This is a genomic window from Pseudomonas sp. 15C (assembly GCF_055484735.1).
The window spans coordinates 40,340-60,927 of sequence record NZ_JBUDGD010000026.1 but is presented as its reverse complement, the minus strand read 5'-3'; the positions used below and the strand labels follow the sequence as shown (position 1 = coordinate 60,927).

Genomic DNA, 20,588 nt, shown 5'->3' with positions numbered 1-20,588 from the left:
GCTGACGATGAATATGCCCGCAATTAAACCCGTCGCGGCCAAAGCGCCGGAACAAGCGAAAACCGCGATCTCGGCCCTATGGCGCCCGGCACTGGTGCAAGCGTTCGTCAAGCTGGATCCACGGCAGCTGAAGCGTTCGCCGGTGATGCTGGTGGTCGAACTGACCGCCATTTTCACCACGGTGCTGTGCTTCATTCCCGATGCCAATGTGTCGACCCTGGTGGCTGCACAAATCGCCCTGTGGCTGTGGTTCACCGTGCTGTTCGCCAACTTCGCCGAAGCCTTGGCCGAAGGTCGTGGCAAGGCCCGCGCCGACAGTCTCAAGGCAGGCAGCGAAGGTCTCAGCGCCCGGCGCCGGCAGGCCGATGGCAGCTTCCAGGTGATGCCCGCAGCCAACCTGCGCAAGGGTGACGTGGTGCGCGTCGAAGCGGGGGAGATGATCCCCGGCGACGGCGAAGTGATTGAAGGGATCGCGGCGGTCAACGAGGCGGCAATCACCGGTGAATCGGCGCCGGTGATCCGCGAGTCCGGCGGTGATCGCTCGGCGGTCACCGGCAATACGCGACTGGTGTCCGACTGGCTGCTGGTGCGGATTACCGCCAACCCCGGCGAGTCGACCCTCGACCGCATGATCGCACTGGTCGAAGGCGCGAAACGCCAGAAGACTCCGAACGAAGTCGCGCTGGATATTCTGCTGATCGGCCTTACCCTGATCTTTCTACTGGTGGTGGTCACCCTGCAACCGTTCGCTCACTTCGCCAACGGCAGCCTGCCGCTGGTGTTTCTGGTGGCGTTACTGGTCACGCTGATTCCAACCACCATCGGCGGCCTGCTTTCGGCCATCGGCATTGCCGGGATGGATCGGCTGGTGCGCCTCAACGTGATCGCCAAATCCGGTCGCGCGGTGGAAGCCGCAGGCGATGTGCATGTGCTGCTGCTCGACAAGACCGGCACCATCACCTTCGGCAACCGCCGTTGCAGCGCGGTGTACGCCGCGCCGGGTGTGTCGGCACGTGATCTGGCCGAGGGCGCGTTGTTTGCCTCGCTGGGCGACGAAACTGCGGAAGGCAAATCCATCGTCGAGTACTTGCGCGGTCTGCATCCGCAGCCTGAGCCGGCGCTGGAAGTCCTGACGGTGGTGCCATTCAGTGCCGAAACGCGTTTGTCGGGTATCGACTATCAGGGCCGCGTCTATCGCAAGGGCGCGGTGGACTCGTTGCTGACCTTCCTCGGGCAGCAACGCGCCGATCTGGCCCCGGCGCTGTCGCGGGAAATCGACAAGATCGCCCAGAGCGGCGGCACGCCGTTGCTGGTCTGCGCCGACGGCAAACTGCTCGGTGCGATCCACCTCAAGGACGTGGTCAAACCGGGCATTCGCGAGCGTTTTGCCGAACTGCGCAAACTGGGGATCCGCACGGTAATGGTCACCGGCGACAACCCGCTGACCGCTGCGGCGATTGCGGCAGAAGCGGGCGTCGATGACGTGCTTGCCGAAGCCACACCGGAGAAGAAACTCGCGCGCATTCGTCACGAGCAGAACGACGGTCGCCTGGTCGCGATGTGCGGCGACGGCGCCAACGACGCGCCAGCGCTGGCCCAGGCTGACGTTGGCATGGCGATGAATGACGGCACGCAGGCAGCGCGCGAAGCGGCGAACATGGTCGACCTCGACAGCGACCCGACCAAGCTGCTCGACGTGGTGCAGATCGGCAAGGAATTGCTGGTAACCCGTGGCGCGCTGACTACCTTTTCCATTGCCAACGACGTGGCCAAATACTTCGCCATCCTGCCGGCGCTGTTCGCCGCGATCTATCCGCAACTGGGCGTGCTGAACATCATGCAGCTGACCAGCCCGCAGAGCGCGATTCTGTCGGCGATTGTGTTCAACGCCTTGATCATTGTCGTGCTGATTCCGCTGGCACTGCGTGGCGTGCGAGTGCAGGCGGCGAGTGCGGCGGCGTTGTTGCGGCGCAATCTGTTGATCTATGGCGTGGGCGGAATTCTGGTGCCGTTCGTGGGGATCAAGGCGATCGACATGCTGCTCACGGCGTTGCATCTGGTGTGAGGCTGAAAAGAGCCCCTCACCCTAGCCCTCTCCCGGGGGGAGAGGGGACTGACCGAGGTGTTTGCGAGAGGTACGTCGACTTGAAGTTCCGAGTCGAGCCCGGGTTTTGAAAAGTATGAAGATCGGCTCCCTTCCCCCCTCGCCCCCTTGGGGGAGAGGGCTGGGGTGAGGGGGAAAAGATCTCCCTGACACCCCACCAAAAGTTTGCCCAACGAATTCGAGGATCAATAAATGTCCACAATGCTACGTCCGGCCCTGAGCCTGTTGGTGCTGATGACCCTGGTCACCGGCATCGCCTATCCACTGGCGGTCACCGGCATTGCCCAGGTGGCCTTCCCTGAGCAAGCCAATGGCAGTCTGGTGCGTGACGCCGACGGTAAAGTCCGCGGCTCCTCACTGATCGCCCAGGATTTCAGCGGCGATGCGTGGTTTCACCCACGGCCATCCGCCGGCGCCTTCGCCACCGTTTCCAGCAGCGCCAGCAACCTCGCCCCGAGCAATCCGGTGCTCGCCACGCGGGTGATCAACGACGCCCGGAAATTGCAGGTTCCCGGCCAGGGCCCGGTGCCGCTGGCGTTACTGACCACCTCGGCCAGCGGCCTCGATCCGCACTTGCCACCGGCGGCAATTGCCTATCAACTGGCGCGTGTCGCGCAGGCGCGCAATCTGCCGCTGTCGACGGTGCAGCAGTTGCTCGATGCGCACATCGAACAGCCGCTGGTGGGGCCGCCGGTGGTGAATGTGCTGGAGCTGAACATGGCGCTGCAACAACTCTGAATCGGCGGCGCCGCCATTCGCTAGCAGGGCTGGCTCCCACAGGTGACCACATTCCCCTGTGGGAGCCAGCCTGCTGGCGATGGCGCCATCACCCTCACCGCACCAATATCAGGAAAAGAGACCAGCATGAGCGACTCCGGCCGCGCCGACGCGCTGTTAGCAGACCTGCCCCGTGACGGCCGTGGCCGGCTGAAGGTGTTCCTCGGCGCCGCGCCCGGTGTCGGCAAGACCTACGCCATGCTCCAGGCTGCCCACACACAGCTTCGCCAAGGCGTGAAAGTCCTTGCCGGGGTGGTCGAAACCCACGGCCGCGCCGAAACCGAAGCGCTGCTCGGCGGCCTGCCGCAGCAACCGCTGCTGCGCTCGGAATACCGTGGCGTGATGCTCGAAGAAATGGACCTCGACGGCATCCTCGCGGCGCGACCGAAACTGGTGCTGGTCGACGAACTGGCGCACAGCAACGCCCCCGGCAGCCGTCACGCCAAGCGCTGGCAGGACATTCAGGAACTGCTCGCCGCCGGCATCGACGTGTTCACCACGGTCAACGTCCAGCATCTGGAAAGCCTCAACGATCAGGTGCGCGGCATCACCGGTGTGCAGGTCCGCGAAACCCTGCCGGACTGGGTTCTGCAAGAAGCCTTCGAACTGCTGCTGATCGACCTGCCCCCGCGTGAATTGCTCGAGCGTCTGCGCGAAGGCAAGGTCTATGTCCCAGAGCAAGCCCGCGCCGCCATCGACGCCTTTTTTACCCAGACCAACCTCACCGCGTTGCGCGAACTGGCGATGCAAACCGCCGCCGCACAGGTCGATAACGATCTGGCGCAGGGTTATCGCCAGCTCGGTCAGGCCGCGCCGGCCGTGCGCGGGCGCTTGCTGGTCGGCGTCGATGGCGATGCGCAGGCTGAGCGTCTGGTGCGCCACGCCAGTCGCGTTGCTCAACGTCGGCATTTGCCGTGGAGCCTGGTGCATGTCGACAATGGCAGGGTGCGCGACGAGCAATCGCGCCTGCGCCTGCAAAGTGCCCAGCAACTGGCTGAACGCCTCGGTGGCGAAGTGGTGCTGCTGCGTGCCGGCGAGGTGGCGAAGACTTTGATCCAGCACGCCGCCGAACGTCGCGCCAGTCTGGTGCTGGTCGGCCAGTCGCGGCCGCGTCTGCGTCGACGCTTGGTGGGTGGGGGACTCGCTGCGCGGCTGTTGCGTCAGGCTCACGGGCTGGAAATCAATGTTCTCGACAGTGATGAACAACCCCAGCAACCGCAGGCCCGCAGTCCGCTGACGCTGGTGTGGTTCGACTACGCATTGGCACTGGTTGCGACGCTGTTGGCGACGGCGCTGGCGTGGGCGGTGTCCAGCGTATTACCGTTGCCGAACATTTCGCTGGTGTTCCTCGCCGCGGTGTTGCTGGTGGCGGTGCGCAGCAGTCTCGGCCCGGCGCTGGCGTGTGCCGCGCTGTCGTTTCTGACCTACGACTTTTTATTCATTCCGCCGAATTTCTCTTTCAGCATTCAGCGCGAAGAAGACGTCCTGACCTTGCTGTTTTTCCTGCTGATGGCGGCGCTCACCGGTAACCTCGCAGCGCGCCAGCGCCGACAGTTGCAGGCCTTGCGCGACACCCAGGAGGAAACCAGCGAACTGCTCGACCTGTCGCGCAAGCTCACCGCCGCCACCGATCGCCAGGCCGTGGTCAGCGCCGCCGCGCAGCACCTCAACGGCTGGAACGATCTGCAACTGTGCCTGCTCAATCGCGACGGTCAGGGCGGTTGGAAAGTCGAGACTGGCGGCCCGCTGCAATTCACCGAGGCCGAGCGCGCCGCCGCCGATTGGGCGTGGCAGCACGATCAACCGGCGGGCATGGGCACCGGCACGCTGCCGTTCGGGCGTTGGTGGTGGTGGCCGTTGTCGGTCGAGGACGGGCCGTTGGCGCTGCTCGGTGTGTGCGCAAAAGAGGGCCAGACCTTGAGCGGCCAGCGCCGTCGACTGCTCACCGCGTTGAGCCAGCCGCTGGCGCAGGCATTGGCGCGCGCGCAGTTGGCCGACGATCTGGAAGCCGCGCGCCTGCACGGCGAAACCGAACAGTTGCGCAGTGCCTTGCTGGCCTCGGTGTCTCACGATCTGCGCACGCCGCTGACCGCCATGCGCGGCAGCATCGACAGCCTGCTCGCACTCGGCGAAGCGATCCCGCTGGAGGATCGCCGCGAGCTGCTCGAAGGCACCCGGGATGAAGCCGAGCGCCTCGACCGTTACATCCAGAACCTGCTCGACATGACCCGACTTGGCCACGGCGCACTGAAACTGGCGCGCGACTGGGTGTCGCCAGCAGACATCGTCGGCAGTTCGCTCAACCGCTTGCGCGCGGTGCTCGCGCCGTTGCAGGTCAGCACCGACGTGCCGGCCGAATTGCCGCTGCTGTACGTGCACGCGGCGCTGATCGAGCAAGCGCTGGTCAACGTGCTGGAAAACGCCGCGCGCTTTTCACCCGTTCACGGCCGCTTGCAACTCAACGCGGGTGCGGACGATCAGGAGATTTTTTTCTCGGTCAGCGACGAGGGGCCGGGGATTCCCGAAGACGAGCGGGCGAAGATTTTTGACATGTTCTACACCGCCGCGCGCGGTGATCGTGGCGGCCAGGGCACGGGTCTGGGGCTGGCGATCTGTCAGGGCATGGTCGGCGCGCACGGCGGGCGCATCAGCGTTGCCGACGGTATTGATGGCCGTGGCACATGCATCACCCTGCACCTGCCACTGCAGACGCAGCCGGGGATGGACGGTGAAGCCTGAATCCGACTGCGCTACTCTCTTGCCACTCTTTTCTGTCGATGTGAATTCATGAGCCAGACCGCGACCATTTTGGTCATCGATGACGAGCCGCAGATCCGCAAGTTCCTGCGCATCAGCCTGGCGTCCCAAGGCTACAAAGTACTCGAGGCCGGCACCGGTGCCGAAGGCCTGGCCCAGGCGGCGCTGAACAAGCCCGATCTGCTGGTGCTCGACCTCGGCCTGCCGGACATGGACGGCCAGCAAGTGCTGCGCGAATTTCGCGAATGGGCGACAGCGCCGGTGCTGGTGCTGTCGGTGCGCGCCAGCGAAGGGCAGAAAGTCGAGGCGCTGGATGGCGGCGCGAATGACTACGTGACCAAGCCGTTCGGCATCCAGGAATTCCTCGCCCGGGTTCGCGCATTGTTACGTCAGGCTCCGGCAGGAGAGGCGCAGCAGGCCGCATTGAAGTTCGGCCCGTTGACCGTGGATCTGGCTTATCGGCGGGTGCTGCTCGACGACGTCGAAGTGGCGCTGACTCGCAAGGAATACGCGGTGCTCGCGCAACTGGCGCGGCATCCCGGGCGGGTGATCACCCAGCAGCAGTTGCTCAAGGACATCTGGGGGCCGACGCATACCGAGGACAGCCATTACTTGAGGATCGTGGTTGGGCATCTTCGGCAGAAACTGGCGGATGATCCGACGCGGCCGCGATTTATTGTGACCGAGGCGGGGGTTGGGTATCGGTTGTTGAGTGCTGATGGGTTGTAGTTTTGTGTTGTAGGGTCGGGCGCCATCGCGGGCAAGCCCGCTCCCACAATGAGCTATGTATGACCCAGATTTCATTTCCCGCCGAGAACCCTGTGGGAGCGGGCTTGCCCGCGATGAGGCTGGAACATTCACCCACAGCTTCAGGTAATCAACCCTGCTCCTGCTCATACCGATCCAGTGTATCGCTGGCAATCTCCCGCCCCAGCGCGATCAGTTCCGGCGCCTTGTAGAACTCGAAAAACCGGCACACGCGTTTCGGCACGTTGATCAGGATATCCGGCGGGTACCCGGCGATCTTGTACTGCGCCAGTGAGGTCTGCATCACCTCGAAACTCTGGTTGATCAGATCGAGCAGCGAGGCCGGCCCGACGTTGTCGATGATGAACGAACCCGTCGCCGATTTCGGCGCGCCCTCACGCTCGGGCGCGGCGGCCGGTTGCTGGCTTTCCGGTTCGGCGCCTTCGAGCCAGGGATTGATGGCGGCCGCTTCGGCGCGCAGCGCTTCCTGTTCGAGCTTCAATAATTGCTCCGCCTGTGTGCGGCGGAACGGCAGCTTCGAACCCAGCGAATTGATAAGGCTGTCAAAACGCGAGCGGAACGCTGGCGGGCGTTCAATGATCGGCAGTTTGTATTGGCGCTGGTTGGTTGCATTGAGATTGACCGCGATGATCAGATCACAGTGGCTCGACACCACCGGCACGATCGGCAATGGATTGAGAATGCCGCCGTCGACCAGCATACGATTGCCCTGCATCACCGGCGTGAACAGGCTGGGAATCGCCGCCGAGGCGCGCATTGCCTGATGCAAACAGCCTTCCTGAAACCAGATCTCCTGTTGATTGGTGAGGTCGGCGGCGACGGCGGTATAGGGGATGCGCAAATCTTCGATATTGATCTCGCCGACGATCTTGCGGATCTGCCCGAAGACTTTTTCGCCGCGAATCGCGCCGAGGCGAAAGCTCACGTCGACCAGCCGCAGCACATCGAGGTAGTCGAGGCGTTCGATCCAGTTGCGGTACTCGTCGAGCTTGCCCGCAGCGTAGATTCCGCCGACCACCGCACCCATCGAACAGCCGGCGATGCAGGCGATTTCGTAACCGCGTCTTTCGATTTCTTCGATGACGCCGATATGGGCATAGCCCCGGGCGCCACCGGAACCCAACACCAGTGCGACTCGTTTTTTCATCCAGCTTCCTCCCCGGCAAGCTTGCACAATGCACTGATCGCCGGGCTGGCTCAATCGTCGAGGTCGCTGAGCGCGGCGGTGACGTCGTTTTTTTGCCCTTGCCTCGCGCTTCAGCGCTATCCTTCAGCCGCTTGTTTCATGCGCCGGCAAGGCACTTTTTCCCCGCCTGACCGTCTTACCTGCACGACTGTTGACCTACTTTGAGGTGTGAGTGATGAAAGCCTGGATCTGTGTGCCGTTGTTGGCGTTGGCATTGGCCGGTTGCGCCGGTAAAACGGCTTACCGCGACAGCTGTGGCAGCCAGCTCGACGCCGCCTGGCATGAGTTGGACCTGGCCAAGGCCGAAGGCTTTGCCGGCACCGTCAGTTATTCCAAAGCCTTGTCGCTGCTGACCGCAGCCAAGACCCAGCAGCAATTCGAAGGCTTCGAGGGCTGCAGCAAGAAAGCCGAAAAAGCGCGTTTCTACATCCGCGAATCCCGCGCAGGACGTTAAAACAGCAGCTGCAAGTTTCGAGCTGCAAGCCGCAAGCTCAAGCCAGTACGGGCTCAGCTTGCAGCTTGCAGCTAGGAGCTTGCAGCTGTCTACGGAGTAGACCCCATGATTGACCGGTTGGTGGCTCATATCCTGAGTCTGGAAGTGCGATTGCTGGCCTGCCAGGCGCGCATGACGGCGAGAACCGATCCTGAGGCGCTGCACGATTTGCGTACCACCGTGCGACGGTTGCGCAGTCTGTTGCGGCCGCTGCGCGGCTTGCCGGGTGTCGAGCAGCTTGAAGGCGCGGCGTCTGCAGTCGGTGAACTGACCACGCCGTGGCGCGATCGCGAAGTGCTGGCGGCGTATCTGCTCAAACATGATCAGCCGCAAGCCGCCGAGCGGCGCATGGTGCAGATGGCCGAAGCCTATCCGGCGTTGGCTGCGAGCAACGAAGTGGCGTCGTTGATGATGATCCTCGATGCGTTTCCGCGTTTCCTGCGTGCTTCCCAGCGTCAGGGCTTGCTCAAGGGCCTGGATAAACGCATCGAAAAACGCTTGGGCAAGCAATGGCAGAAACTCGATGAAGCGCTGCACGATCCCGCCCATGACCGCCATCGCTTGCGTCTGTTGATCAAACGCGTGCGCTATGGCATCGAAGCTTATCCCGAACTGGACCGCTTGCCCGCGGCAGCCTACAAGCGCTTGAAGTCTGCCCAGGGTGCGTTGGGTGACTGGCACGATTGCTGGCAGTGGCTGGCGAAGGCCGAGCTGGAAGCGGATCTGCAACCGTGTGTCGCCACTTGGCAGGCGGGGTTGATCAAGGCAGAGCTGAAGGCCGATCAAGTGCTGGAAAAACTCGATACAGACTGCTTCAAACATTCCTGAAACAACACCGATCCCCTGTAGGAGTGAGCCTGCTCGCGATAGCAATCTGTCAGCCAGCACATCGTTGAATGTCCGACCGCTATCGCGAGCAGGCTCACTCCTACAGAAGGCTTTGGGCTGTATATGGCACCTAGGCCTTTCTGTCAGTCCATTTGACCGGAATAGACGCTGCGGCGCGCGGCGGGTCTGGTTAAGATCCGTGCATCCCTTTTCCGCTTGCCGAGGTTGCCATGCGCTTTTGCGATTTGCTCGATGCTGTCCGCCAACAACCTGAAGTGACGATTCCTGCCGAATGGGGTCAGGGCCGGGCCAGTTTTGGCGGGCTGGTGGCTGCGCTGCAATATGAAGCCATGCGCGGCAAAGTGCCGGCGGAGCGCCCGGTGCGTTCGCTGGCGATCACCTTCGTCGGCCCGGTTGAGCCGGGCGTGCCGGTGAGCTTCGAAGTGGAAGTGTTGCGTGAAGGCAAAGCCGTCAGCCAGGTGTTGGGGCGGGCGTTGCAGAACGGTCAGGTGGTAACGATCGTGCAAGGCAGCTTCGGTGCCTCGCGGCCTTCGGAAGTAGCGGTTGAAGCGTATCCGGCGCCGTCGATGAAACACTGGGACGAATGCCAGGAGTTGCCGTACATCAAAAGCGTGACCCCGGAATTCATGCGGCACCTGGCGATGCGCTGGAGCGTCGGCGGCATGCCGTTCACCGGCATTGCGTCGCGCTTGATGGGCGGTTGGGTACGCTTGCGTGGAGATGTCAAGGAAGAGCCGGTCAACGAGGCGCATCTGCTGGCGCTGGTCGATGCCTGGCCGCCGGCGCTGTTGCCGTATCTGAAGAAACCTGCACCGGGCAGCACGCTGACCTGGACGATCGAGTTCGTGCAGCCGTTACACGATTTGAGCACGCTGGACTGGTGCCAGTACCTGGCCGATATCGAGTACGCCGCCGACGGTTATGGCCACGTTGCGGCCAAGCTGTGGAGCGCGAAAGGCGAGTTGATTGCCATGAGCCGGCAAACCGTAACGATCTTCGCCTGAGTCAATGCCGGCGGTGGCGCTCACGCCAGGCGCGCCACCAGCCGCCACTTAAAAAGAATCGCGGAAAGGTCAGAAACTGCTCGACCAGCAAACGCGATACCGCATCTTTGCGATCACTGAACGGCTCGGAGGCTTGCGCCTCCAGGCTGTGGCCGTGGCGCTGAAGACCCAGCGCCGCGACAATCCCGATCACGCCGATGGCCACGCTCGCCAGACTCAGGCTGAACACCCCGGACACGATCAGCAGAAACGCCACGATGAACAACGGTACCGCGATCAGGTGCAGCACCAGATTGGTCGGGTGTTGGTGATTGCCGGGGTAGGCGCGCCATTGCCACGCGGGAAGGTTGGGGTGACGTTTGCCCATGTTGCTACTCCTCGATCCATGTTTGAACTCATGGTTGAAGAATAGGCCCAGGCGCGCAGGGCGACGAATCAAGGTTGGCTATGGGAGTGATAGGCGTCATCGCCGGATTTGATGTTGTCTTGGCTGGCGCCATCGCTAGCAGGCTAGCTCCCACAGGTCATTCGTTCACGACACAAATCCAATGTGGGAGCCAGCCTGCTGGCGATAGGGCCTTCAGAGTTTCAACTGCCCGATCGCCTTGTTGAGTTCCCCGGCCAACGTCGCCAACTTGTTACTGGTGGTCGCCGAGTCCACCGTCTGCTGCACGGTGTTTTCGGTTACATCGCGGATGCTCACCACCGCCCGGTTCATTTCCTCGGCGACCTGGCTCTGCTGTTCCGCCGCCACGGCTATCTGCGTGTTGCTCTCGCGCATCTGCGCCACTGCTCCGGTAATTTCCGCCAGCGCCTCGCCAGCCTCCTGCGCCTGCTGCACGCAATCGTCGGCCTTGTATGAACTCTCCTGCATGAAATCCACCGCATCACGGGTACCGGCCTGCAATGCGGAAACCATGGTGGTGATCTCGTCGGTTGAGGCCTGCACTCGTTTGGCGAGGTTGCGCACCTCATCGGCGACCACCGCAAACCCCCGGCCCATCTCACCGGCGCGCGCGGCTTCGATGGCCGCGTTCAGGGCGAGCAGGTTGGTCTGTTCGGCGATGCTGTGAATCACGCTGACCACACCGTTGATCTTCTGACTGTCTTCGGCCAGGCGTTGAATCATTTGCGCGGTCTGCTGCACGCCGCTGGATAAACCGGCGATCGAATGCTGCACCCGGGCGACCACTTGCTGGCCGCTGCCGGCCAGGCCGTCGGCGGACTTGGACAGGTCGCGGGTGGCGCCAGCGTGTTGGGCGATGTGGTAAACCGTGGCGGTCATTTCGTTGATCGCGGTGGCTGCCTGATCGGTCTCGCTCTGCTGGCCGAGCATGCCGTGGCGCACCTCGTTCATGCTCGACGCCAGTCGCGCGGCGCCGACATCCAGCTGCCGCGCTGTATTGGCGACGGTGCTGACCACGCGCTGATAGCCGGCCTGCATGGCGTTGAACGCATTGGCCATTTGCCCGACTTCATCTTTGCCGGCCAGCGGCACCCGCGCGCTGAGATCGCCACTTTTCTCGACATGCAGCATGACGTCTTTGAGGGTGTTGAGCTGGCTGAGCAAAAAGCGGATCAGCAATTGCGAGGCGCCGAGCATTGCCAGCATCAGGATGAACACCGCTACCGCGTAATGGGTAAAACGCTCGCGGAACACTTGGCTCAGGCTCGGTCCATAGGCGATCACCGCAACCTGTTCGCCATCAGCGCGACTGAACACCTCGGCGCCCAGCAACGGGTTCTCGCCGAACAAGGGCAGGGCGTTGATCTCGTTCCAGCCGTTGCTGCCGGTGATCTCCAGCAGCGGCTGACCGTTGAGCCGCGGTGCTTCGCCGCGTTTGAAGGTCAGCACCTGCTCGACCTGAGGCAGCGGCTGGCCCGGTGGCCAGGCCTTGAGTAACTGCGCTTGCGCCTGCGCGGACGCTTGAGCGGCATGATTGCGAGCTTGTTGTTCGAGCTGCACGGCATACAACACCAGCAGCAGGGTGGTGACAAAGGCGACCGCATTGACCGCCCAGAATTTGTATTTCAGCGAGATATTGCTAAGCCAGGCACCCATGGAGGTCTTCTCTGATAGCGGAAACAGTTTTGGCAAGGTGCCATAATTGTGCCGCTATGCAGGCGCGAAGACCTTGATATGAATCAACAGACGACGCGGTCCCGCTTTTATGTAGGAGTGAGCCTGCTCGCGATAGCGGAATATCAGGCAAGAAATCCGTTGACTGACCCACCGCCATCGCGAGCAGGCTCACTCCTACATGGGGTTTCGGGTGTGTCAGGGAAGGGGGGGCAGGTTGAAAAACGCCCGCGCACAGGCGGTGGTATGCGCCGCCAGATCCTCTTCGCTTTCACCACGATGCAGCGCCACTTCGCGCAGCACTTCGGTCAGATAGGCCGGTTCATTGCGGCCGTTTTTCGGCTTCGGTCGCAACGTGCGTGGCAGCAGATAGGGCGCATCGCTTTCCAGCATCAAGCGCCCGCGTTTGATCTCTTTCACCAGCGGATGCAAGTGCGTGCCGCGGCGCTCGTCGCAGATCCAGCCGGTAATGCCGATGTGCAGATCGAGGTCGAGGTAACTGAACAACGCCTTGCGCTCGCCAGTGAAGCAATGCACCACGGCGGCGGGCAGTTGATCGCGAAAATCCTTGAGGATCTCCAGTAGGCGCTGGTTGGCATCACGCTCGTGCAGGAACACCGGCAATTGCAGCTCGACGGCCAGCGCCAGATGCTCTTCGAGGACTTTTTCCTGCTGCGGGCGCGGCGAGAAATCACGGTTGAAGTCCAGCCCGCATTCGCCCACCGCGACCACATTGGCTTCGTTGAGCAGACTGCGCAGGCGTCGCGCGCTGTCGGCATTCCAGTCGCTGGCCGAATGCGGATGAATGCCGGCGGTGGCGAACAGCCGCTGGGCGCTGGCATCCAGTTGCTGACACAGCTCCAGCGCCTGTTCGCTGCCTTCGACGCTGGTGCCGGTCAGCACCAGTTGGCAGACGCCGGCCGCGTAGGCGCGCTCGAGCACCGCCGCGTGTTTGTCGGCGAAACTGGGGTTGGTCAGGTTGACGCCGATATCGATGAGTTGCATGGTGCTACCTCGGGCCGAAGGCCGGAAAGCATACCAGAGCTGTAGATTCATAAGAAAAGCCAAGAACTACAACGACTTATGGCTGTCTGTTGAGGCCGCGAGAGTTCCGGGGTGGCGACAATGCCATCACTGTGCCAGTCTCTCGCACTTTACCAGCGCTCCAGGCGCTCTGTTTTCGTCGGTGATTTCAGCTGAAATCACCCCGTATTCTTTTCGGAGAGTGGATGCATCGTCCCTCGGTTTTGCTGCTCTTGTGCGCCTCGCTGCTGCTGCCGCTGACGGCGGCCGCGCGCTTGCCCGGGCCGTTGCAGGCAGTGCCGGCAGCCAAGGTCCGGGACTTGTCGGAGATCCGCAGCAGCCGCGTCCTGCGCGTGCTGGTCAATCAGAGCCGCAACAGCTCCGGTGAGGTTCAAGGCCAGGCCATCGGCGTCGAATACCATCGCCTGCGCGCCTTCGAGCAATACCTCAATGGCCATGCTCGCGATGGCCAGGAAGTCACCCTGAAGATCATTCCCAAGGCCAAGGACCAGTTGCTCGGCGCGTTGCAGCGTGGCGAAGGCGATATGGTCGCGCCTGGTGAATTGATGGACTTGCCGAGTGGTTATGCGGTTTCCAGTAGCGAGCCGATCGCCCGTGACGTGCCGTTGGTACTGGTCGGCATCAAGGGCCAGCGGCGCTACACCAAAGTCGAACAACTGTCCGGCAAGACCCTGGCGTTACCCACCGGCAGCGCGGCGGGGGAGGCGGTCAGTCAGCTCAATCAGAAACTGGCGCTGCACAAACTGGCGCCCATCAATATCGAATGGGTCGATCCGACGCTGGCCGTGGAAGATGTGCTGGAAATGGTTCAGGGCGGAATCTTTCACCTGACTATCGTCGAACAGCCGATTGCCGAACGCTGGGGCAAGATTCTGCCGAAACTGCGTCTTGACCGGCAACTGGTCATCAGCGAGCCGGGGGAGGAGCACTGGTTCGTGCGCCGCGATGCCTCGATGTTGCGCGCCAGCATCGACCGCTTTCTGAGCGGCTACAAGAAGCCCTCCAACGAAGACGCCGCGTTTCTGCGCATCTATCGACGCCTGTACCAGGTCCACTATCCGTTGGCGAAGGCTGACCGCCAGCGTCTGGAAAAACTGCGCCCGACCCTGCAGAAACACGCTCAGGCGCAGAACATGGACTGGCTCAATCTGGCAGCGCTGGCGTTCAAGGAATCGCGTCTGCAACCCAATGCCCGCAGCGGCAGCGGCCCGACCGGGTTGATGCAGATCACGCCGTCGGCAGCCCAGCGCGTCGGCGTCAGCAATATCCAGAATCTCGATGCCAACGTGCAGGCCGGGGCCAAGTACCTGGCGATGATCCGCCGCAAGTTTTTCAACAGCCCAAAACTCAACGAGCGTGAACGCATGGCCTTCACCCTCGCGGCGTACAACATCGGCCCGGAACGTGTGCAGGGCATGCGCGCCGAAGCCCGGCGCCGCGGGCTCAACCCCAATCAATGGTTCTTTCAGGTCGAGCGCATTGCCATGGAGCAAGTGGGGATGGGCGCCGTCAGCTATGTTAATAGTGTGAACAAATACTACTTGGCGTACGACCGGGAACGGGAGTCGTTGGAGCCCGGGGCGCAAAAAGTCGTCACACGTAAATGATCTAATAAATTGATTATTATGGCGGATTTTTTGCGCTTTTAACATGAAATTTATCGATTAATATAGCGGCCAACCAACACATACAACCTCTCGCAACAACAAGGAACGCCCCATGAGCTCTCTGATCAACAAAGTATTGTTCACCCGCGCTGGCTACGGCCTGACTGTTCTGCGCATCGTTGTCGGCGTGATCTTCGCCGCCCACGGTTCGCAGAAATTGTTCGGCCTGTTCGGTGGCTACGGTCTGGCGGGCACTGCCCAATGGATGGAAAGCATCGGCCTGACGCCAGGCTACCTGATGGCGACATTGGCTGGCGGTACCGAATTCTTCGCCGGTCTGGCGCTGATCATCGGCCTGCTGACCCGTCCGGCAGCGCTGGGTCTGGCGTTCCTTTCGCTGGTCGCGATCTTCTCGGTGCACATCGGCAACGGTCTGTTCATGGCCAACAACGGTTACGAGTTCGCCCTGGCCTTGCTGGCCGGCAGCATCGCGGTGCTGATCGAAGGCGCCGGCAAACTCTCGGCGGATCGTGCCATCGCCGGTTGAGCGCTCTAACTCAAGGCAAAGGCCCGCATTGTGCGGGCCTTTTTTGTTGCGGGCGATTCTTGACACTGGTCGGTCACGTTATCTAGGATGTTGCCCATGCGCCGATTTAAACAGCTACTTGCGGGGCGCCAGGTGACTCAGACAGTTGCCGTCAGAAGCCGGAACAGGGCTTCGAAATACCGCTAAAGCGCTGGTTCGGTGTTGCCTCTCACCTGCCATGCAGACTTTTGAGGCAGAGACACGACACGATGAATGCACTACGCCCTCCAGCACGTCCCGCACCGATCACGGCGCATATCACCCAGCGCAATCCAAAAATTCTGCTTGGCGGCAAACACCAGCCGACGCTGTTGCGCTATCTCGATGGCTGGCCACGTCGCAGCGGCGGTCCTGCCGCCTTCCTGATTCAGTTTGTTGACGACGGTGAGTCGCTGGCGCGGTTTGCCAGTGACAGTTTCGATCTGGCGGTGATTCAGGCGCCCAGCGCAGAAGAGGCGCCGGAAATGATCAAGCAACTGACCCGCGTCGCGCGGCAGGGTCTGATCACTCGGCGCTGAAGCGCTTTACGGATATTCAATCGCAACGATGTAAACCAACTGCTCGCCTGTCGGCGTCTGTACCCGGACTTCCGCGTCCAGCGCCTTGCCTATCAAGGCGCGGGCCAGCGGCGAATCGATGCTGATCAGTCCGAGTTTCAGGTCCAGTTCATCCGGGCCGACGATGCGGTAGCGCGACTGCTTGCCGTCTTCGTCCTCGATGGTCACCCAGGCGCCGAAGTAAACCTTGTTCGGATCGCTGGGTTTTTCGCTGACGACTTTCAGCGCTTCCAGGCGTTTGGTGAGAAAGCGCACGCGGCTGTCGATCTCGCGGAGCATTTTTTTGCCGTAGGTGTACTCGGCGTTTTCCGACCGATCACCTTGCGCCGCCGCCTCACTGACCGCTTGCGTCACTTGGGGGCGGCGCACATGCCACAACTCATGGAATTCGGCGCGCATCCGCGCTTCACCTTCTGGGGTGATCAGCGCGGTGCCGGCGGTGCGGGGAGGGCGATAACGGCTCATGGCAACTTCTTGTGATTGAGACCGCCGGAGTCTATCAACCCTCGCGCAACACTGTCAGTGGGCTGGCGTTCAATGCGCGACGCGTGCCGAACACACCGGCACCGCCGATCAGCACTGCGCCTATCAATGGCAGCACCAGCAACCACGGATGCGGGTGCCACGGCAGGTCGAAGGCAAAGCGATACAGCACCAGGCTCACCACTTCCGAACCGATGGCGGCGAGCAAACCGCTCACCGCACCGAGCAAGCCGAATTCGATGCGCCGCGCCTTGATCAGCAATTGCCGCTCGGCCCCCAGCGCCCGCAACAGTGCCCCTTGGCGAATGCGTTCATCCAGTGTCGCCTGCAAGCCGGAAAACAACACCGCCATCCCCGCCGCGAGAACGAACAACAACACGTATTCCACCGCCAGAGTGACCTGGGCGAGGATGCTGCGCAGTTGCTCAAGCAACGCCTCGACCTGAAGAATGGTGACCGCCGGGAAGGTCCGCGACAGTTCGACGATCTGCTGATCATGACCGGGCGCCAGATAGAAGCTGGTCAGGTACGTCGCCGGCAGATCCTTCAAGGTGCCGGGCTGGAAGATCATGAAGAAGTTCGGCTGGAAGTTGTCCCAGTTGATCTCGCGCAGGCTGGTCACTCGCGCTTCACGGTTGACCCCGCCGACGCTGAACACCATGTGATCGCCGAGTTTGAGTTTGAGACTTTCGGCGACTTTGCCTTCGACCGATACACCCGGCACGTCGTCGTCTGGCTGATCCTTCCACCATTCACCGGCGGTGAGCTTGTTGCCGGCCGGCAGATCCGCCGCCCAGGTCAGGCTCAAATCCCGTTGAATCGCCCGATCCCCCGCTGAATCCTTGCTGACGATTTGCTGCACCGCCTCACCGTTGATGCTGATCAGTCGCCCGGGCACAACCGGATAGAGTGGCGCGGCTTGCGCAGAGACTTTGATCAGGTGATCGGTAAAGGCTTGTTTGTCGCCCGGGAGGATATTCAGCGCGAAATAGTTCGGCGCGTTTTTCGGCAACTGGTTCTGCCAGGTATCGAGCAGTTCGCCGCGCAGCAAAGCGATCAAGGCCATCGACAGCAGAATCAAGCCGAATGCCAATGACTGACCCGCCGCAGCCAAAGGATGACGCAGCAATTGGCCGAGGCCCAGCCGCCACGGCAACGAAGCGCGGGCGAGCATGCGCCGCAGGCTTTGCAGCAGCAGTAACAGCAAGCCACCCAGGGCCAGCGCCGCTATTACACCGCCGCCGAGCAGGGCGAACGTCAGCAACAGATCCAGGCTCAGTCGCCACATGATCAGGCCCAGCGCGCCCAAGGCGGCGCCGTAGACCATCCAGGTGCTCGACGGAATCGGCAGCATGTCACGTCGCAACACCCGCAGCGGTGGCACGCGACCCAGTGCGGCCAGCGGCGGCAGGGCAAACCCGGCCAGTGCCACCAGCCCGGTGCCGATCCCGGCAAGCGCCGGAAACAGACCGCCCGGTGGCACATCGGTCGGCAGCAAATCATGCAGCAATGCGAACAGGCCCAGTTGCGCCAGCCAGCCCAGCAGCGCACCGCTGAGGGCGGCGAGCAGGCCGAGGACCGTCAGTTGAATACTGAACAACAGCATGGTTTCGCGCCGCGACAGACCGAGACAGCGCAGCAGCGCGCTGGCATCGAAACGGCGACTGGCGAAACGATTGGCCGACAGTGCCACCGCCACCCCGGCCAGCAACACCGCGACCAGACTGGCCATGTTGAGATAACGCTCGGCTTTGCCCAGGGCGCCGCCGATCTGCCGGTTGCCGTCGCGGGCATCCTGAATCCGCTGATTGGCGGCGAGCCCGGGCTTGATCAGTTGCCGATAGGTTTCCAGCGCCTGCGGTTCACCGCGCCACAGTTCGCGGTAACTGACTCGGCTGCCCGGTTGCACCACACCGGTAGCGGCGAGGTCGTCGAGGTTGATCATCACTCGCGGCGTCAGGCTGTAAAAGTTGCCGGCGCGATCCGGCTCGTAGGTCAGCACCCGCGCCAGCTTCAGGGATTTCATGCCGACGTCGATGCTGTCGCCGATTTTCAGATCCAGTGCAGTCAGCAGGCGTGCCTCGACCCAGGCTTCGCCGGGTTGCGGTTCGCCGCCCACTTCTTCGGACGCGAAGGGTGCGGCAGCGCTTTTCAGTTCGCCGCGCAACGGATAGGCGCGGTCGACGGCCTTGATACTCGACAACTGAATGCCGTTGTCGGTCGCGACAACACTGGAGAACTCCACCACCTGCGCATGCTGCAGGCGCAGTTCGGTGCCGCTCCTGATCTGTTCTTCGCGGGCTGGTGAGCTGCCCTCCAGCACCAGATCGGCGCCGAGAAATTCGGTGGCGCGCAGGGTCATCGCGCCATTCAGGCGGGCACCGAAGTAGCCGATGGCGGTACTTGCCGCCACGGCCACTACCAACGCAAAAAACAACACACGCAACTCGCCTGCGCGTGCATCGCGCAACAGTTGGCGTATCGCGAGACTGCACAGACGCAACAGCGGCAGGCGCACCATCAAGGCTCCAGAGGGGCGACCAGTCGCCCGGCTTCAAGACGGATCAGGCGCCGGCAACGATGGGCCAGGCGTTCGTCGTGGGTCACCAGCACCAGGGTCGTGCCGCGTTCCTTGTTCAGCTCGAACAGCAGATCGCTGATGCGCTCGCCGGTGTGGCTGTCAAGATTGCCGGTCGGTTCGTCGGCGAACAGCACGTCGGGTTCGGCGGCGAAGGCGCGGGCGATGGCTACGCGTTGCTGCTCACCACCTGAGAGCTGGCGCGGCGAGTGGGTCAGGCGCTGGCCGAGACCGACACGCTCAAGCAATTGCGTCGCGCGCTCGCGGGCATCTTTGCGGCCGTCGAGCTCCAGCGGCAGCATGACGTTTTCCAGCGCATTTAGGCTGTCGAGCAGTTGAAACGATTGGAAGACGAAGCCCACGTGCTCGGCACGAATGCGCGCGCGCTGATCTTCGTCGAGATTGCTCAGGCCTTGCCCGGCGAGCACCACTTCGCCGCTGCTCGGCAGATCGAGACCGGCCAGCAGGCCGAGGAGGGTGGATTTGCCGGAACCTGAGGCGCCGACGATGGCAAGGCTATCGCCCTTGTTCAGTTCCAGGCTGAGTTCGTGCAGGATAGTCAGTTCACCTTCCGCGCTGGCTACCACTTTGCTGAGGTCCTTCGCGGTGAGAATGCTTGCGCCCATGGAGAATCCGATGCGAGTGTGGTTTTTGAGTGCTGGCCTGGCCTTGATGTGCATGGCCCAGAACGCAGCGGCGGGTACGGTCCTGATCGTTGGCGATAGTATCAGCGCCGGTTTCGGACTGGATACCCGCCTGGGGTGGGTATCGTTGCTCGAGCAACGGCTCAAACAGGAGGGTTTCGACGACAAAGTGGTCAATGCCTCCATCAGCGGCGACACCAGCGCCGGAGGCCAGGCGCGGCTGCCGGCGCTGCTTGCAGAGCATAAGCCGGAGCTGGTGATCCTCGAGCTGGGTGGCAATGACGGCCTGCGCGGAATGCCGCCAACGCAATTGCAACAAAATCTTGCCTCGATGATCGACAGCTCGCGCCAGATTGGCGCAAAGGTGCTGCTGCTCGGCATGCAATTGCCGCCCAATTACGGCAAGCGTTACACCGATGCGTTTGCCGAGGTCTACGGCAAGCTCGCTGAGGATAAAAAGGTCCCATTGGTGCCGTTTTTCCTTGAAGGCGTCGGCGGCCATCCGGACCTGATGCAGGCCGACGGTCTGCACCCGGCAGCCGGGGCCCAAGGCAAGTTGCTGGAAAATGTCTGGCCGACGCTAAAACCGCTGTTATGAGGCTTTTCTAGCGGCAGGGTTTCGGCTAATGTGGCGCCCCCTTATTCGGAGGCCCCGATGCCGCGTCCTGCCTGGTCCCTGTTCGCCTACCAACTGATCGAGCCTGACGAACAGCTGGATCTGTTCGCCTGCCAGGAAGTGCGGGTGCATCTGGTGACCCGTCAGCTCGAGCTCGGCGGTTCGGCCGATCGCACCCTGTGCGGCAGTCTGTTGCCGGCGCAACCGCGCTGGTCGAGCGTGGATCGCCGGGTGTTCCAGGATCAGCGCCTGTGTTCGCTGTGCCGGGCCATTCTGGAATCGCAGAAGCGCGGCACCTCGCCGATCTGGCCGGAGCTGCGTTTCGAGCTCTGAACGCTGAAAATCAAAACGAGCGAGCGTCGGCAGCTGACATTTTCGTTGCTGACACACGGCTTTCGCCAGCAGGCTCGCTTCCACCCTGAACGCACCCTGTCGCCTATAGCGGCGCTACCTCC

19 protein-coding genes are annotated in these 20,588 nt (G+C 62.4%); 12 read left to right on the top strand and 7 right to left on the bottom strand.

The annotated features are described in order from the left end of the window. Nucleotides 1–7 precede the first annotated feature (7 nt). From kdpB to ACYYKW_RS15190, 4 genes are all read left to right on the top strand, one after another. The gene (gene kdpB, locus ACYYKW_RS15205) at nt 8–2,065 is read left to right on the top strand and encodes a potassium-transporting ATPase subunit KdpB (RefSeq protein WP_464990473.1); all 2,058 of its coding nucleotides are present in this window, start codon (nt 8–10) and stop codon (nt 2,063–2,065) included. A gap of 231 nt (nt 2,066–2,296) precedes the next feature. Then, a complete protein-coding gene (gene kdpC, locus ACYYKW_RS15200; RefSeq protein WP_464990472.1) occupies nt 2,297–2,842 on the top strand; it encodes a potassium-transporting ATPase subunit KdpC in 546 nt (181 codons plus the stop codon). Nucleotides 2,843–2,968: 126 nt separating this feature from the next. After that, nucleotides 2,969–5,620 carry a DUF4118 domain-containing protein gene (locus ACYYKW_RS15195; RefSeq protein ID WP_464990471.1) on the top strand — a complete coding sequence of 884 codons (2,652 nt, stop codon included), beginning with the start codon at nt 2,969–2,971 and terminating at the stop codon, nt 5,618–5,620. A gap of 48 nt (nt 5,621–5,668) precedes the next feature. After that, nucleotides 5,669–6,367, top strand: a complete 699-nt coding sequence (locus ACYYKW_RS15190) for a response regulator (RefSeq protein WP_464990470.1) — start codon at nt 5,669–5,671, stop codon at nt 6,365–6,367. A gap of 148 nt (nt 6,368–6,515) precedes the next feature. On the opposite strand, the gene ACYYKW_RS15185 is transcribed toward ACYYKW_RS15190, so the two are convergent. Then, nucleotides 6,516–7,553, bottom strand: coding sequence for a patatin-like phospholipase family protein (locus ACYYKW_RS15185; RefSeq protein WP_336356401.1), 1,038 nt, complete (start codon nt 7,551–7,553; stop codon nt 6,516–6,518). A 214-nt stretch (nt 7,554–7,767) separates the two neighbouring features. On the opposite strand from ACYYKW_RS15185, the gene ACYYKW_RS15180 reads away from it, so the two are divergent. From ACYYKW_RS15180 to ACYYKW_RS15170, 3 genes are all read left to right on the top strand, one after another. Further along, nucleotides 7,768–8,046 (top strand): hypothetical protein, encoded by a 279-nt coding sequence (locus ACYYKW_RS15180; protein ID WP_090285007.1) that lies wholly within the window; start codon nt 7,768–7,770, stop codon nt 8,044–8,046. A gap of 105 nt (nt 8,047–8,151) precedes the next feature. After that, nucleotides 8,152–8,913 carry a CHAD domain-containing protein gene (locus ACYYKW_RS15175; protein ID WP_464990469.1) on the top strand — a complete coding sequence of 254 codons (762 nt, stop codon included), beginning with the start codon at nt 8,152–8,154 and terminating at the stop codon, nt 8,911–8,913. Between the two features lie 230 nt (nt 8,914–9,143). Next, complete coding sequence (locus ACYYKW_RS15170; protein WP_093099591.1) at nt 9,144–9,938, top strand: acyl-CoA thioesterase; 795 nt, start codon at nt 9,144–9,146, stop codon at nt 9,936–9,938. Between the two features lies 1 nt (nt 9,939). Here the strand turns inward: ACYYKW_RS15170 and ACYYKW_RS15165 are convergent, their stop codons facing one another. The 3 genes from ACYYKW_RS15165 to ACYYKW_RS15155 form a co-directional block, all read right to left on the bottom strand. Further along, entirely contained in the window at nt 9,940–10,305 is a 366-nt protein-coding gene (locus ACYYKW_RS15165; protein WP_007908547.1) for a DUF962 domain-containing protein, read from the bottom strand. A gap of 213 nt (nt 10,306–10,518) precedes the next feature. After that, a complete protein-coding gene (locus tag ACYYKW_RS15160; RefSeq protein WP_464990468.1) occupies nt 10,519–12,000 on the bottom strand; it encodes a methyl-accepting chemotaxis protein in 1,482 nt (493 codons plus the stop codon). Nucleotides 12,001–12,216: 216 nt separating this feature from the next. Continuing rightward, on the bottom strand, nt 12,217–13,023 hold the full coding sequence (locus tag ACYYKW_RS15155) for a TatD family hydrolase (protein WP_093099595.1): 807 nt from the start codon (nt 13,021–13,023) through the stop codon (nt 12,217–12,219). A 224-nt stretch (nt 13,024–13,247) separates the two neighbouring features. On the opposite strand from ACYYKW_RS15155, the gene ACYYKW_RS15150 reads away from it, so the two are divergent. The 3 genes from ACYYKW_RS15150 (at nt 13,248) to ACYYKW_RS15140 (ending at nt 15,773) form a co-directional block, all read left to right on the top strand. After that, nucleotides 13,248–14,669 (top strand): MltF family protein, encoded by a 1,422-nt coding sequence (locus tag ACYYKW_RS15150; protein WP_464990467.1) that lies wholly within the window; start codon nt 13,248–13,250, stop codon nt 14,667–14,669. 112 nt (nt 14,670–14,781) lie between these two features. After that, nucleotides 14,782–15,216: a DoxX family protein gene (locus tag ACYYKW_RS15145; RefSeq protein WP_093099599.1), complete on the top strand. Its 435-nt coding sequence runs from the start codon at nt 14,782–14,784 to the stop codon at nt 15,214–15,216. A gap of 248 nt (nt 15,217–15,464) precedes the next feature. Then, nucleotides 15,465–15,773 carry a hypothetical protein gene (locus ACYYKW_RS15140; RefSeq protein WP_093099601.1) on the top strand — a complete coding sequence of 103 codons (309 nt, stop codon included), beginning with the start codon at nt 15,465–15,467 and terminating at the stop codon, nt 15,771–15,773. Nucleotides 15,774–15,779: 6 nt separating this feature from the next. On the opposite strand, the gene greB is transcribed toward ACYYKW_RS15140, so the two are convergent. Genes greB through ACYYKW_RS15125 form a run of 3 tightly spaced genes read right to left on the bottom strand, consistent with a single transcriptional unit; the run spans nt 15,780 to nt 19,499 of the window. After that, nucleotides 15,780–16,277 (bottom strand): transcription elongation factor GreB, encoded by a 498-nt coding sequence (gene greB / locus ACYYKW_RS15135; protein WP_090284991.1) that lies wholly within the window; start codon nt 16,275–16,277, stop codon nt 15,780–15,782. Nucleotides 16,278–16,311: 34 nt separating this feature from the next. Continuing rightward, a complete protein-coding gene (locus ACYYKW_RS15130) occupies nt 16,312–18,816 on the bottom strand; it encodes an ABC transporter permease (RefSeq protein ID WP_464990466.1) in 2,505 nt (834 codons plus the stop codon). After that, complete coding sequence (locus tag ACYYKW_RS15125) at nt 18,816–19,499, bottom strand: ABC transporter ATP-binding protein (protein WP_090284986.1); 684 nt, start codon at nt 19,497–19,499, stop codon at nt 18,816–18,818. The genes ACYYKW_RS15130 and ACYYKW_RS15125 overlap by 1 nt, the downstream gene beginning before the upstream one ends. Before the next feature lie 10 nt (nt 19,500–19,509). Here ACYYKW_RS15125 and ACYYKW_RS15120 point away from each other — a divergent pair, with 10 nt between their 5' ends. Further along, complete coding sequence (locus ACYYKW_RS15120) at nt 19,510–20,115, top strand: arylesterase (protein ID WP_464990465.1); 606 nt, start codon at nt 19,510–19,512, stop codon at nt 20,113–20,115. A 57-nt stretch (nt 20,116–20,172) separates the two neighbouring features. Beyond that, entirely contained in the window at nt 20,173–20,466 is a 294-nt protein-coding gene (locus ACYYKW_RS15115) for a hypothetical protein (RefSeq protein ID WP_003226812.1), read from the top strand. The last annotated feature ends 122 nt before the right edge of the window (nt 20,467–20,588 follow it).

Excerpts from the sequence above, each read along its gene's own strand:
- greB (WP_090284991.1), bottom strand. The coding sequence starts at position 16,277 with ATGAGCCGTTATCGCCCTCCCCGCACCGCCGGCACCGCGCTGATCACC.
- ACYYKW_RS15155 (WP_093099595.1), bottom strand. The coding sequence starts at position 13,023 with ATGCAACTCATCGATATCGGCGTCAACCTGACCAACCCCAGTTTCGCC.
- ACYYKW_RS15130 (WP_464990466.1), bottom strand. The coding sequence starts at position 18,816 with ATGGTGCGCCTGCCGCTGTTGCGTCTGTGCAGTCTCGCGATACGCCAA.
- kdpB (WP_464990473.1), top strand. The coding sequence starts at position 8 with ATGAATATGCCCGCAATTAAACCCGTCGCGGCCAAAGCGCCGGAACAA.
- ACYYKW_RS15160 (WP_464990468.1), bottom strand. The coding sequence starts at position 12,000 with ATGGGTGCCTGGCTTAGCAATATCTCGCTGAAATACAAATTCTGGGCG.
- ACYYKW_RS15195 (WP_464990471.1), top strand. The coding sequence starts at position 2,969 with ATGAGCGACTCCGGCCGCGCCGACGCGCTGTTAGCAGACCTGCCCCGT.
- ACYYKW_RS15180 (WP_090285007.1), top strand. The coding sequence starts at position 7,768 with ATGAAAGCCTGGATCTGTGTGCCGTTGTTGGCGTTGGCATTGGCCGGT.
- ACYYKW_RS15170 (WP_093099591.1), top strand. The coding sequence starts at position 9,144 with ATGCGCTTTTGCGATTTGCTCGATGCTGTCCGCCAACAACCTGAAGTG.
- ACYYKW_RS15125 (WP_090284986.1), bottom strand. The coding sequence starts at position 19,499 with ATGGGCGCAAGCATTCTCACCGCGAAGGACCTCAGCAAAGTGGTAGCC.
- ACYYKW_RS15190 (WP_464990470.1), top strand. The coding sequence starts at position 5,669 with ATGAGCCAGACCGCGACCATTTTGGTCATCGATGACGAGCCGCAGATC.
- ACYYKW_RS15120 (WP_464990465.1), top strand. The coding sequence starts at position 19,510 with ATGCGAGTGTGGTTTTTGAGTGCTGGCCTGGCCTTGATGTGCATGGCC.
- ACYYKW_RS15115 (WP_003226812.1), top strand. The coding sequence starts at position 20,173 with ATGCCGCGTCCTGCCTGGTCCCTGTTCGCCTACCAACTGATCGAGCCT.
- ACYYKW_RS15185 (WP_336356401.1), bottom strand. The coding sequence starts at position 7,553 with ATGAAAAAACGAGTCGCACTGGTGTTGGGTTCCGGTGGCGCCCGGGGC.
- kdpC (WP_464990472.1), top strand. The coding sequence starts at position 2,297 with ATGTCCACAATGCTACGTCCGGCCCTGAGCCTGTTGGTGCTGATGACC.
- ACYYKW_RS15165 (WP_007908547.1), bottom strand. The coding sequence starts at position 10,305 with ATGGGCAAACGTCACCCCAACCTTCCCGCGTGGCAATGGCGCGCCTAC.
- ACYYKW_RS15145 (WP_093099599.1), top strand. The coding sequence starts at position 14,782 with ATGAGCTCTCTGATCAACAAAGTATTGTTCACCCGCGCTGGCTACGGC.
- ACYYKW_RS15140 (WP_093099601.1), top strand. The coding sequence starts at position 15,465 with ATGAATGCACTACGCCCTCCAGCACGTCCCGCACCGATCACGGCGCAT.
- ACYYKW_RS15175 (WP_464990469.1), top strand. The coding sequence starts at position 8,152 with ATGATTGACCGGTTGGTGGCTCATATCCTGAGTCTGGAAGTGCGATTG.
- ACYYKW_RS15150 (WP_464990467.1), top strand. The coding sequence starts at position 13,248 with ATGCATCGTCCCTCGGTTTTGCTGCTCTTGTGCGCCTCGCTGCTGCTG.